The 12,233-nt window shown below is 68.8% G+C and carries 11 protein-coding genes and 1 pseudogene; 6 read left to right on the plus strand and 6 right to left on the minus strand.

Annotation, left to right across the window (positions count from 1 at the left end):
• Positions 1 to 232: 232 nt before the first annotated feature.
• Positions 233 to 1,183, minus strand: coding sequence for a ketopantoate reductase family protein (locus ACK59X_RS04255; protein WP_409955453.1), 951 nt, complete (start codon positions 1,181 to 1,183; stop codon positions 233 to 235).
• Between the two features lie 168 nt (positions 1,184 to 1,351).
• Here ACK59X_RS04255 and ACK59X_RS04260 point away from each other — a divergent pair.
• The 4 genes and pseudogenes from ACK59X_RS04260 to ACK59X_RS04275 all read left to right on the plus strand — a co-directional run bounded on the left by ACK59X_RS04260 (position 1,352) and on the right by ACK59X_RS04275 (position 6,414).
• Positions 1,352 to 1,885: pseudogene (locus ACK59X_RS04260) on the plus strand (MarR family winged helix-turn-helix transcriptional regulator).
• A gap of 51 nt (positions 1,886 to 1,936) precedes the next feature.
• On the plus strand, positions 1,937 to 3,412 hold the full coding sequence (locus ACK59X_RS04265) for an efflux transporter outer membrane subunit (protein ID WP_409955455.1): 1,476 nt from the start codon (positions 1,937 to 1,939) through the stop codon (positions 3,410 to 3,412).
• Between the two features lie 53 nt (positions 3,413 to 3,465).
• Positions 3,466 to 4,779 (plus strand): efflux RND transporter periplasmic adaptor subunit, encoded by a 1,314-nt coding sequence (locus ACK59X_RS04270; protein WP_409955457.1) that lies wholly within the window; start codon positions 3,466 to 3,468, stop codon positions 4,777 to 4,779.
• A gap of 12 nt (positions 4,780 to 4,791) precedes the next feature.
• Positions 4,792 to 6,414, plus strand: coding sequence for a DHA2 family efflux MFS transporter permease subunit (locus ACK59X_RS04275; protein WP_409955459.1), 1,623 nt, complete (start codon positions 4,792 to 4,794; stop codon positions 6,412 to 6,414).
• Between the two features lie 55 nt (positions 6,415 to 6,469).
• Here the strand turns inward: ACK59X_RS04275 and ACK59X_RS04280 are convergent, their stop codons facing one another.
• From ACK59X_RS04280 to ACK59X_RS04300, 5 genes are all read right to left on the minus strand, one after another.
• Positions 6,470 to 6,991: a MarR family winged helix-turn-helix transcriptional regulator gene (locus ACK59X_RS04280; protein ID WP_409955461.1), complete on the minus strand. Its 522-nt coding sequence runs from the start codon at positions 6,989 to 6,991 to the stop codon at positions 6,470 to 6,472.
• A gap of 85 nt (positions 6,992 to 7,076) precedes the next feature.
• A complete protein-coding gene (gene maiA, locus ACK59X_RS04285) occupies positions 7,077 to 7,709 on the minus strand; it encodes a maleylacetoacetate isomerase (protein ID WP_409955463.1) in 633 nt (210 codons plus the stop codon).
• Entirely contained in the window at positions 7,706 to 8,410 is a 705-nt protein-coding gene (locus ACK59X_RS04290) for a fumarylacetoacetate hydrolase family protein (protein WP_409955465.1), read from the minus strand. Before ACK59X_RS04290 ends, maiA begins: the two co-directional genes overlap by 4 nt.
• 41 nt (positions 8,411 to 8,451) lie before the next feature.
• Positions 8,452 to 9,492: a cupin domain-containing protein gene (locus ACK59X_RS04295; RefSeq protein WP_409955467.1), complete on the minus strand. Its 1,041-nt coding sequence runs from the start codon at positions 9,490 to 9,492 to the stop codon at positions 8,452 to 8,454.
• A gap of 20 nt (positions 9,493 to 9,512) precedes the next feature.
• A complete protein-coding gene (locus ACK59X_RS04300; RefSeq protein ID WP_409955469.1) occupies positions 9,513 to 10,724 on the minus strand; it encodes a 3-hydroxybenzoate 6-monooxygenase in 1,212 nt (403 codons plus the stop codon).
• Between the two features lie 211 nt (positions 10,725 to 10,935).
• Here ACK59X_RS04300 and ACK59X_RS04305 point away from each other — a divergent pair, with 211 nt between their 5' ends.
• Complete coding sequence (locus ACK59X_RS04305) at positions 10,936 to 11,931, plus strand: Bug family tripartite tricarboxylate transporter substrate binding protein (protein WP_409955470.1); 996 nt, start codon at positions 10,936 to 10,938, stop codon at positions 11,929 to 11,931.
• Between the two features lie 114 nt (positions 11,932 to 12,045).
• Positions 12,046 to 12,204, plus strand: coding sequence for a DUF3309 family protein (locus tag ACK59X_RS04310; protein ID WP_007856361.1), 159 nt, complete (start codon positions 12,046 to 12,048; stop codon positions 12,202 to 12,204).
• The last annotated feature ends 29 nt before the right edge of the window (positions 12,205 to 12,233 follow it).

The following is a 12,233-nucleotide window of genomic DNA, read 5'->3' on the forward strand; positions in this document are numbered from 1 at the left end:
ATTGCAAGTTCCACGAACTCACGCTTGACGTCCATAAGGTCTTTCGGTTGCCAGGCCATGGGGCTTCTCCCTTGCGAACGCAAAGCAGAAGTGTTTCCTATGTCTTCGCACACCTGTTTCCTATGTCCCCGGTCTATACAGGCCGCCAAGAGAAAGTTACTGCGCCGCCGGGCGCACACCCCGGCCTCCGCCCTTCAACGAAGCATGCGGCCCAATCGGGAACGAAGAACCATCACCCTCCAGAACCCCGCCTAGCCTCAGCCAACTTCACCAACACCTGCAACGCCCGATTCAGCGGTGTGGGCACCCCCAGCGCATCGCCACGCTGCACCACATACCCATTGAGATGATCGATCTCGGTAGGCTTGCCCCGCGCCAGATCCTGCGCGGTAGACGAATGCTGGCCCGGCATGGTGGCAGGAATGCCGCGCACGGCAGCATCGATATCGCCCGGGATGGCAACGCCATCGGCCTTGGCAACGGCCAGGCATTCAGCCACGGTATCGGCGATCACGTCCGTCACGCCGGGCGCCTGCACCAATTGGCCGTAGGGCTGCTGCGACAAGGCCGAAAGCGCGTTGTAGGCGCAGTTGAGCACCAGCTTGGCCCAGAGCGCGCCACGCACGTTGTCCGAGATCTGCGTGGGGATGCCGGCCGCCCCGAACTGCGCGGCCACGGCCTCGCTGCGCGGCGACGGCGCGATCACCAGCTCGCCCCGGCCGTGGTGCTGCACATGCCCGGGGCCGGCCATGGCCGTGGCCACGTACACCACGGCGGCCGCGACGGGCGTGCGCCGGTCCAGCACGGCGCGCACGCGCTCGTCGTTGTCCACGCCGTTCTGCAGCGTGAGCACCAGGGCTCCGGGAGCCAGCCAGGGCTGGATCGCGCGCGCGGCGGCCTCGGTATCGGTGGACTTCACGCAGAACAGGACCACGTCGGCGCCCTGCACGGCGCTGGCCTCGGTGCTGGCCTGCATGGGCACGTGCACGTCCAGTGATGCCGTCTGCAGGCGCAGGCCGCGCTGCTGCACCGCCTGCACATGGGCCTGGCGGCCGATCAGACTGACCGCATGGCCGGCCCGGGCCAGCAGCGCGCCGTAGTAGCAACCCACGGCGCCGGCCCCCATGACGGCAATGCGCAAGAGGGGAACATCGGCTGCAGCAAACGAGGCGGTGGTGGTCATGGAAAGGGCGTGCGGAACACGGGAAAAGGACAAGGGCGGCCTTCGACTATATCGGCCCGCAACCACCCGCGCAGGACACCCGCCGGCCGCCGCAAATCCCCTGACGTCTACTCGGAAATTAATTGATTGCAAAGACAATCAGTGTCTAGTCAATTAAATTACCGCTCCATGACATCGACACCCCAACCCTCTTCGCCCGACGTGTCCTTCTATGGCCACGGCCACAGCCCTGCCGAGGAGAGCGTGGGCTACCTGATGCGCAAGGTGATGTCGTCCATCCGCACGCAGGCGGACGCGCAACTGTCCACGCACGACCTGACCTTCGCGCAGTGGCTGCCGCTGTTCAAGATCTCCAAGTGCCAAGCTGCAGCAACGGGCCAGGTGGCCGCCACCGTGGCCGTGATGGCGCGCGAGCTGGAGACGGACGCCGCCTCCATGACGCGCACCCTGGACCGCCTGGAGGCCAAAGGCCTGGTGCTGCGCGAACGCTCGACCACCGACCGGCGCGTGGTGCACGTGGTGCTCACCCCGGAGGGCGAAAAGGTCGCCGCGAAGGTGCCCCCCGTGCTGGCCGAGGTGCTCAACACCCACTAGCGCGGCTTCACCCGCGATGAATGGCAGCTGCTGCTGAGCATGCTGCGCCGCATGCTGGCCAACGGCGACGCCGTGCGCCAGGAACAGCAGGAGCAGCCGGCCGCCTGACCTGCTCCCATTCCGGTCCTTTCCAAGACACAACACACAACAGAACAGACCATGTCCCAAGCCACTACACCCCTGTCCACCCGTGCCGCCATGGCGGCACACTTCGCCGTGTCGGCTGTCGCGCTCGCGGCCGCCCTGTTCCTGGTCGGCTGTGCCAGCCCCGGGCCGGCGCACACACCGCTGGCACAGACCACGCCCGCTGCAGTCGGCCTGAACGCCTCGGCCAGCGAATCGGCTGCGCCCTCGCAGTGGTGGACCACGCTGGGCGATGCACAGCTCAACGCTCTGATCGACAAGGCCCTGCAGGGCAGTCCCAGCCTGGCCGTGAGCCGCGCCCGCCTGGAGCAGGCGGTCGCGCTGAGCCAGGTGCGCGAAGCCGCCAACGGCCCGCAAGTGAACCTGGGCGTGGACGCCACGCGCCAGCGCTACACCGCCAACGGCCTGGTGCCTGCCCCGGTGGCCGGCAACACCTACAACAGCGGCACGGTGCAGGCGACGTTCAGTTGGTCACCCGACTTCTTCGGCCAGCATGCCGCCGAGCTGCAGGCCGCACTGGGCCAGGCGCGCGCCGCCCAGGCCGACGCGGCAGCGGCCGCCAACACCCTGGCCGCCCAGGTGGGCCGCAGCTATGTGGCCCTGGCGCGCCTGGTGTCGCAGCGCGAGGTGGCCGTGCGCGCGCTGGAACAGCGCGAAGAACAGCGCCGCCTGACCAACGACCGTGTGGCCGCAGGCCTGGACAGCCAGGTGGAACTGACCCAGGCACAGGCCGCCGTGCCCGATGCGCGCACGCAGATCGAGGCCCTGGACGAGCAGATCACCCTGGCACGCCGCCAGGTGGCCGTGCTGAGCGGCCAGGCGCCCGATGCGCTCACCACCTTGACCCCGCAACTGGCCGCCCTGCAACCCATGCCCGTGCCCGACGCCCTGGGCGCCGACCTGCTGGGCCGCCGCCCCGACGTGGTGGCCGCGCGCTGGCGCGTGGAGGCCGCCACGCAGGGCGTGAAGGTGGCGCGCACCGAGTTCTACCCCAACATCAACATCGGCGCCTTCATCGGCCTCAATTCACTGGGCCTGGACAACCTGTTCAACGCCGGCTCGCGCAAGATGGGCGTGACGCCCGAGCTGCGCCTGCCGATCTTCGACGTCGGCCGGCTGCGCGCCCAGCTGGGCGGCCGCCAGGCCGAGCTCGACGCCGCCATTGCCCAGTACAACGGCATGGTGCTCGACGCGGTGAAGGAAGCCGGCGACGCCATGGCCTCGGTGCAATCGCTCACGCGCCAGCAGGCATTGCAGGACGATGCCGCCGCCAGTGCCGAGAAGGCCTACCGCTTCGCGCAGGAGCGCTACCGCGCCGGCCTGGGCAACTACCTGGTGGTGCTTTCCACCGAAAGCCAGGTGCTGGCCCAGCGCCGCCTGGCCGTGGACCTGCGCGCCCGCCAGCTCGACACCCGCCTGCAGTTGATGAAGGCCCTGGGCGGCGGCTGGACTGACGACACCGCCGTGCTGCAGACCGCCGCAGCGCACTGAACCACCGCACCGACACAAGCACACACAACAGGCACATACCGAGGACCCTTGCCATGAGCGAAGCCGCCACCCCCAACAACCAAGCAACCAACCCCGCGCGCCGCCGCGGCCTGACCCTGATCGCCGCCGCGGTGGCCATTGCCGCCATCGGCTGGGGTGCATGGCACTGGGCCAATGGCCGCCATGTGGAAACCACCGACAACGCCTATGTGGCGGGCAACGTGGTGCAGATCACGCCGCAGATCGGCGGCACCGTGGTCTCCATCGGCGCGGACGACACCGACTACGTGAAGGCCGGCCAGTTGCTGGTCAAGCTCGACCCGGCCGACGCCCGCGTGGCGCTGGAGCAGGCCGAGGCCCAGCTGGCGCAGACGGTGCGCGAAGTGCGCACGCTGTTCGCCAACAACTCCACCCTGAAGGCCCAGGTCAGCCTGCGCAGCGCCGATCTGGCGCGCGCCCAGGCCGAGGCTGCCCGCCTGCAGGACGACGTGGCCCGCCGCGCCCCGCTGATGGCCAGCGGCGCCGTGGGCAAGGAAGAGTTCCAGCATGCCACGGCCCAGGTCACGGCCGCCAAGAGCACGGTGGCCGCCGCCCAGGCCGCCGTGGTGGCCGCGCAGGAGCAGCTGGCGGCCAGCCAGACGCAGACCGAAGGCACCTCCATCGAGCAACACCCCAACGTGCAGCGCGCCTCGGCCCGCGTGCGCGAGGCCTACCTGGCCGTGCAGCGCGCCCAGCTGGTGGCCCCGCTCGACGGCCATGTGGCCAAGCGCGGCGTGCAGGTCGGCCAACGCGTGCAGGCCGGCGCCCCGCTGATGACCCTGGTGGCCCTGAACGACCTGTGGGTGGACGCCAACTTCAAGGAAAGCCAGCTGCAGAACCTGCGCATCGGCCAGCCCGCCGAACTCGAGGCCGACGTGTATGGCACCAAGGTCATCTACCACGGCACCGTGGCCGGCCTGGGCGCCGGCACCGGTGCGGCCTTTGCCCTGCTGCCGGCGCAGAACGCCACCGGCAACTGGATCAAGGTGGTGCAGCGCGTGCCCGTGCGCATCGCGCTCGACCCCAAGGAGGTGGCCCAGAACGCGCTGCGCGTGGGCCTGTCGATGGAGGTGAAGGTGGACACCGCCAACCAGAGCGGCAAGACCCTGGCCGACACCCAGCGCACCACGCCCGTGGCCTCCACCGCCGTGTTCGACGCGCAGTTCAAGGCCGCCGACGACGAGGTGGCCAACATCATCGCCGCCAACCTGGGCCGCAAGGCCGTGGCAGTGGCCTCGCCCAAGGTGCTGTCGCAGGCGCAGGCCGGCACGGCGGTGCAGGCACAGAACCACGCATCCGCGCCCGTGCGCACGCCCGTGGTGCAGTGATCGGGGGTGCGCATGAGCACCGCCAACCCCACTGCAGACCAGGGGGCCGCGCCAGCGGCGCCCCCGGTCCCTGCAGCCCCACCGGGCCCGCCTGCGGCCTACCCCCCGCTGCAGGGCACGGCCCTGCTGCTGGGCACACTGTCGCTGTCGCTGGCCACGTTCATGAACGTGCTGGACTCGTCCATCGCCAACGTCTCCATCCCCGCGATTGCCGGTGACCTGGGCGTGAGCCCGGGCCAGGGCACCTGGGTCATCACCAGCTTCGGCGTGGCCAATGCCATCTCGGTCCCGCTCACGGGCTGGCTCACGCAGCGCTTCGGCGCGGTGCGCCTGTTCACCATGAGCGTGATGCTGTTCGTGCTCACCTCCTGGCTGTGCGGCTTTGCCTCGTCGCTGGAGATGCTGGTCTTCTTCCGCGTGCTGCAGGGCCTGGTTGCCGGGCCCATGATCCCGCTGTCGCAGACCCTGCTGCTGGCCAGCTACCCGCGCGCCCTCGCCGGCACGGCGCTGGCCCTGTGGGGCGTGACCACCCTGGTCGCGCCCGTGGTGGGGCCGCTGCTGGGTGGGTGGATCACGGACAACATCTCCTGGCCGTGGATCTTCTACATCAACGTACCCGTGGGCCTGCTCGCGGGCATGCTCACCTGGGGCATCTACCGCAAGCGCGAGACAGCGATCAGGAAGCTGCCGATCGACACCGTGGGCCTGTCCCTGCTGGTGCTGTGGGTGGGCGCACTGCAGCTCATGCTGGACAAGGGCAAGGAGCTCGACTGGTTCGCCTCCAGCGAGATCATCATCATGGCCGTCGTCGCGGTGGTGGCGTTCGCCGTGTTCCTGGTCTGGGAGCTGACCGACAAGCACCCGGTGGTGGACCTCAAGCTCTTCAAGGGACGCAACTTCACCTTCGGGGCGCTGGCCCTGTCGGTGGCCTATGCGCTGTTCTTCGGCAACGTGGTGCTGCTGCCCCTGTGGCTGCAGCAGTGGATGGGCTACACCGCCACCTCGGCCGGCATGGCGCTGGCGCCCGTGGGGGTGTTCGCCATATTGCTCACGCCGCTGGTGGGCAAGAAGGTGGGCCAGTGGGATCCGCGGCGCATGGCGACGGGGGCGTTCATCGTGTTCGGCATCGTGCTGTGGATGCGCTCGCAGTTCACTGTGCAGACGGACTTCATCCACATCCTGATCCCCACGCTGCTGCAGGGTGCGGCCATGGCGTTCTTCTTCATCCCGCTGACCACGCTGACGCTGGCGGGCATTGCGCCGGAGCGCATTCCGGCCGCTGCCGGCCTGAGCAACTTCGTGCGCATCACCGCCGGGGCCATGGGCACGTCCATCGCCACCACGCTGTGGGAGAGCCGCGCCGCCATGCACCATGCCCACCTGACCGAGGGCCTGGTTCAGGGCCAGGGCGTGTTCGCCAGCACGCTGGATGGGCTCACGGCGTCGGGCATGACGCAGCTGCAGGCACTGGCGCAGGTCAACCGACTCATTGACCAGCAGGCCTTCACGCGCGCGGCCGACGACATCTTCCTGGCGTCGGCCGGACTGTTCCTGCTGTTGATCGGGCTGATCTGGCTGACCAAGCGGCCATCGCAGGGCGGTGCGGCACCCGCCGACGCGGGCGGGGCGCACTGAGCGGCAGGCCCTGAGGCAGGACAAGGCGGCGCAGCCCTCGGGCTCGCCGCCTTTTTCATGCTCCCTTGCTGGCCTTGGCTCGGGTGCGCGAGGCCGGCAGCTCGGGCGTGCTGGTCACGCTGGGCGCCCGGCTGAGCACGTTGTTGGCATTGACCAGGGTCTTGAGCATGGCCATGAACAGTTCGCCCTGCTCGGGCGGCAGGGGCGCCAGCATGCGCTTTTGCGCACGGCGCATGCCGGGCTCGACCTGGCGCAGCAGGTCTTCGCCCGCGGGCGTGAGCGTGAGCAGGCGCACGCGCCGGTCGCCCGGGCTGCTGTTGCGCACCATCCAGCCGCGCGCTTCCAGCCGGTCGATCACGCTGCCGATGGTGGACGTATCGAAGCCGATGCGGCCGGCCAGGCGGCGCTGGTCCAGCCCCGGCTCACGCTGCACGGCGGCCAGCGCGCCGAACTGCACGGGGGTGATGCCAAACTCCTGCGTCTCTTCGAGGAAGATGGCCACCGCGATTTGCTGCAGCCGGCGGATGTAGTGCCCGGGCAGTTCTTCGAGCGCAGGCGAATGGGAGGGAGAGGACATGGCAGCAGCAATGGCGACAGAAAGGGAACAACGGCGGCAGTCCGCGAGGCCGCAGTCTATCGGAAGCTGCCGACGGCCTGAACGCTCAGTGCGCGTGCGCTGCGGGTGCTGCCCTGCGGAAGGCGGGCAGCTCCGCACAGGCTGCGTCGACAGCACTGATGCGTGGCCAGCGCGCCAGGTCGACCTGGAAGCGGCGCGCACTCTCGACCTGCGGCACCAGGTAGACGTCAGCCAGGGTGGGCGCGTGTCCGAAGCTGAAGGCACCGCGCCCGGCATCACGCGCCAGCAGGGCCTCGTAGGCGTCGAAGCCCGCGGCGATCCAGGTGGAGCACCAGGCGTTGACCGCGACCTCGTGGCAACCGAGCTGGTGGCGCAGGTATTCGAGGATGCGGCGGTTGTTGACCGGGTGGATGTCACAACCCACCAGCGCGGCCAGGGCCCGCACCTGGGCCCGGGCATCGGCGCCGGCGGGCAGCAGCGGGGGTTCGGGGTAGCACTCCTCCAGCCATTCGATGATGGCGGGCGACTGGATCAGGGTCTGGCCCTCGTGCTCCAGTGCGGGCACCAGCATCTGCGGGTTGACGGCCCGGTAGGCCTCGCCCAAATGCTCCTCCTGGCGCAGATCGACGGGAATGTGCTCGACGTCCAGGCCCTTGAGGTTCAAGGCGATGCGCAGCCTGTGCGAGGTACCGCTGCGAAAGAAGTGGTGCAGCTTCATTCTGCGGGCCCCACCGTGAGGGCGATGCTGCCCACGCCGTCCACATGGCCCTCGATGCGGTCGCCCGGCAGCACGGCGCCCACGCCTTCGGGCGTGCCGGTGTAGATGAGGTCGCCGGGCTGCAGGTGGTAGAACTGCGAGAGGTCGGCAATGATCTCGCGGATGCTCCAGATGAGCTTGTCCACATCGGACTGCTGGCGCACCTGGCCGTTGACGCTGAGCGCGATGGCACCGCGCTCGATCACCACGCCGGGCAGGGGCATGATCTCGGAGGCGATGGACGATTGCTCCACATCCTTGCCCAGGTCCCAGGGCCGGCCCTTGTCGCGCGCCACCAGCTGCAGGTCGCGCCGCGTCATGTCCAGGCCGCAAGCGTAGCCGTAGATGTGGGTGTGCGCCTGCTCGGGCGCGATGCGAAAGCCGGCCATGCCGACCGCCAGCACCAGCTCCATCTCGTAGTGGTAGCTCTCGGTGCCTGGCGGGTAGGCGACGGTGGCGCCGGACTCCACCACGGTGGACGGCGACTTGGTGAAGTAGAACGGCCGCTCCTGCGACTTGTCCACGGGCCGGCCCATCTCGACGGCATGGGCATGGTAGTTGCGGCCCACGAAGAACAGGCGGTTCACGGGCAGGCGCGCGGCCTGGCCGCGCACGGGCAGCGAGACGATGGCGGGAGGGGTCCAGAGATAGGTGGTGGACATGCGGGGCTTTCCAAAAAAAGCAAAAAGGGATTGCGCGGCCATCAGCCGCGGTTCTCGAACACGCCCAGCTTGCGGTGCAGCGGGCTCTCGTCGGCGATGAAGAGGAAGGCCGGCGCATCGGCCGAGCGGTTGGCCAGGGTGACGGCGGTGTAGCCCGGGGCGCAGCAGGTGTCGGCCTCGGCCAGCACGAAGCGCTGCGCGTCCTGTACCTGCAGCTCGGCCGCGCCTTCGATGAGGTGGAACACCATGGCCGGGGAGCGCGCCGGCAGGCGCAGCACCTGGCCTGGGCGCAGCATCAGCGCGTAGAAGCCCAGGATGGTCTCGGCATCGGCGCCGGTCTCGGGGTTCACATAGGTGATCTGCACCGACTCCAGCGCGGGCTGGTCGGCCGCCAGCGATTGCAGGGCCGCACGCGCCTGCGCCCAGGGGTAGCGCAGCAGCGGGTAGGCACGCGCCGAGCGCTCGAACACCGGCGTGGGCAGCATGCCGCCGCGCGCATAGGCGCGGTCGCCCGCCGCGCCAGTGACGTCCTGGCGTGGGCCGTCCACATGGTAGGACACCTCCAGGTAGTAGGCCAGCGGCAGGTCCAGCACATCGAGCCAGACCACGGGCTCGGTGCCCTCGTGGCCATGCTCGTGCCACAGACCCGTGGGCGTGAGGATCAGGTCGCCACGTTCCATGGGGCAGCGCTCGCCGTCCACCGTGCTGTAGGCGCCCTCGCCTTCCACCACCATGCGCACGGCATTGGGCGTGTGGCGGTGCGCAGGCGCCCACTCGCCGGGCAGCAGCAGTTGCATGCCCAGGTACATGGCGGCGCTGGCCTGCATGCTGTCCGGCCCATGGCCGGGGTTGGCCAGCACCAGCACCCGGCGTTCGGCCTTCTCGATGGGGGTGAGTTCGCCCGCCTGCATCAGCAGCGGCCGCAGCGCCGCATAGGGCCAGTGCGTGGCCTGGGTGCGCGGCCGGGGCTTGCCGGGCGGCAGCATGGCGCGCAGGCTGGGCCACAGGGGCACGAGGTTGCGCTCGGCGAGTGCATCGCGGTAATCCTGGGGCAGGTCTTCCAGGCGTCCAAGTTCTTGCATCGGTGCTGTCTCCTTGCGGTTCAATGCGCGGCCAGGCAGTTGCCCACGTTCCAGCCGTAGAGCCACTCCATCGCGTCGTAGAAGCGCTCGGCACTGCGGCCGCGCCACAGGTCGTTGCGCACCAGGCGCTCCACGCCCTTGGCGTGGTAGATGCGGCCCATTTCGCGGCCCGAGAGCACGATGCGCGCGGTGCGTGCCACGCGCGAGCGCTGGTACAGGTCGAGCGCGGCGTCCCACCCGTTGCCGTGCACGCGAAGGGCTTCGCCCAGGGTCACGGCATCCTCCAGCGCCATGCAGGCGCCCTGCGCCAGGTACTGGGTGGTGGGGTGGGCGGCATCGCCGATCAGAGTGGCGCGGCCGTAGGTCCACTGGGCGATGGGGTCGCGGTCGGCCGTGGCCCAGCGCTTCCAGCTCTTGGGCAGGTCGATCAGTTGGCGGGCGCGCGGGCAGATGTCCTGGAAGTAGCTCTGCACCTCTTCGCGGCTGCCTTCGGTCACGCCCCACTCTTCCTGGCCGCGGCTGTGGAAGGTGACGACCACGTTGTACTGCTCGCCGCCCCGCAGCGGGTAGTGCACCAGGTGGCAGTGCGGGCCCACCCAGATGCTGGCGGCGTTCCAGCGCAGTTCCTCGGGGAAATCCTCGCGCTCCACCACGGCGCGGTAGACCACGTGGCCCGTCACGCGCGCCGGGTCGCCCACATACTGCTGGCGCACCACGGACTTGACGCCGTCGGCCCCGATGAGCGCCACGCCGCGCCAGGCCTTACCGTGCTGGTCAATGGCGGTGACCGTGCCCGCGCCCTGTTCCACCCGCTCGATGCGGGTGTGCGTTTGCAAGCGCACGCGCCCGGTCGCAAGCGCGCCTTCGAGCAGGCAGTTGTGCGCGTCCACACGGTGGATGACCGCATAGGGGTTGCCGAAGCGGGCGCGGAAAGCCTCGTCCGTGGGGATGCGGCCCACCTGGTATTCGTCCAACGCGTCGTGCATCACCATGCAGTCGGTGAACACCGAGCGGCTGCGCGCCTGCTCACCCACGCCCAGCGCATCGAAAGCGTGGAAGGCATTGGGACCCAGTTGCATGCCAGCACCGATCTCGCCGATGGCGGGCGACTGCTCCAGCACCTGCACCTCGAAACCCTGGCGCACCAGGGCCAGCGCCGCCGCCAGCCCGCCGATGCCACCGCCGGCCACCAGCACGGGAAGGCCGGCGGCGCGCGCCTTTGTCTGCTCCATGGTTCACCTCATCAATAAATTTAATCAGTACACTGATTATTAGTGTAGCAATCCAGCAGTCACAAATGCAAGTCCTTACCGGTCCTTTTCTGCGTTTTCAATGCATCAAGGGTTTTCACCGAGCGCGCCAAACACCGGCCGGATCTATGATTTTCATCAGCATACTGTCAATCAGCCATCCAACAATCGGCCACACATCCAGGAGACATCCATGAACCAGACCACCCGACACCCCTTGCTGCTCTCGCTCGCCTGTACCGGCATGCTGGTGGTAGCCTTGGGCACCAGCCATGCCCAGGGCAGCGACTTTCCGAACAAGCCGGTCACGCTCTACACCGCCTTTGCCGTGGGCAGCGGACCCGATGCTGTGCTGCGGCTGGTGGCGCACAAGCTCTCGACCCAGTGGAAGCAGACGGTGACGGTGGACAACCGCCCCGGCGGCGGCGGTTTCATCGCCATGGACGCCGCCAAGCGCGGCGCGGCTGACGGCTACACGCTGCTGCAACTGGACAGCGAGCACCTGGCGGCCGTGCCGCACCTGTACAAGAAGCGCAACGTCGACACGCTCAAGACCTTCGACCCGGTGGCGCCGCTGTTCCGTACGCCCTTCATGGTGGCCGTGCCTGCGCAATCGCCCTGGAAGAACATGACCGACCTGCTGAACGACGCCAAGGCCAAACCCGGCGGGCTGAGCTATGGCTCCTGGGGCGTGGGCAGCCCGGGCCACCTGGGCGGCGAGTGGCTCGAATCCATCACCGGCGTGCGCATGACCCATGTGCCCTACAAGGAGGTGAGCCAGCTCTACACCAACGTGGCCACCGGCGAGGTGGCCTGGAGCTTTGCCAGCATTCCATCGAGCCAGGGCGTCTACAAGGCCGGCAAGATCAAGTACCTGGCCGTGGCTGCGCCCAAGCGCATCCCGCAGCTGCCCGACGTGCCCACCGTGGCCGAGGCTGGCGGCCCGGCGCAGTTGGACGTGAACTCCTTCGTGGTGCTTGTCGCCCCCAAAGGCGTGCCGGCTGCCGTGCGCAGCAAGATCCACGCGGATGTGCTGGCCGTGCTGACCGACCCCGAGGTGCGCGAGCGCTTCAACACTTTTGCCTTCGAACCGCTGGCCTGGTCGGTCGACGAGATCGGCCGCAACGCGGCGGCCAAATCCAGCCAGTATGAGCAGCTGATCACCAAGGCCGGCATCGCGCTGGACTGAAGTTCCCACAAGCTGAGTCGGAAAAGCCTGACGCGCTTGCACGCTCGCCGCCTTCGGTCCAGCACGCGGGGAGATCGAACAATGCAGCCATCCACAACAAAAGGAACAACTGCCATGTCGCTCTCCCTCATTCTCCTGATCGTCCTGATCCTCATCCTCGTCGGCGCGCTGCCCACGTGGGGCCACAGCCGTTCGTGGGGCTATGGGCCCAGCGGCGGCATCGGCCTGGTGGTGCTGATCCTCGTGATCCTGCTGCTCATGGGCAGGATATAAAAAGAGAGGCCCACCCTCCCCAAAAAGAA

The sequence above is a fragment of the Acidovorax sp. genome (assembly GCF_046339755.1).
Lineage (GTDB): Bacteria > Pseudomonadota > Gammaproteobacteria > Burkholderiales > Burkholderiaceae_C > Acidovorax.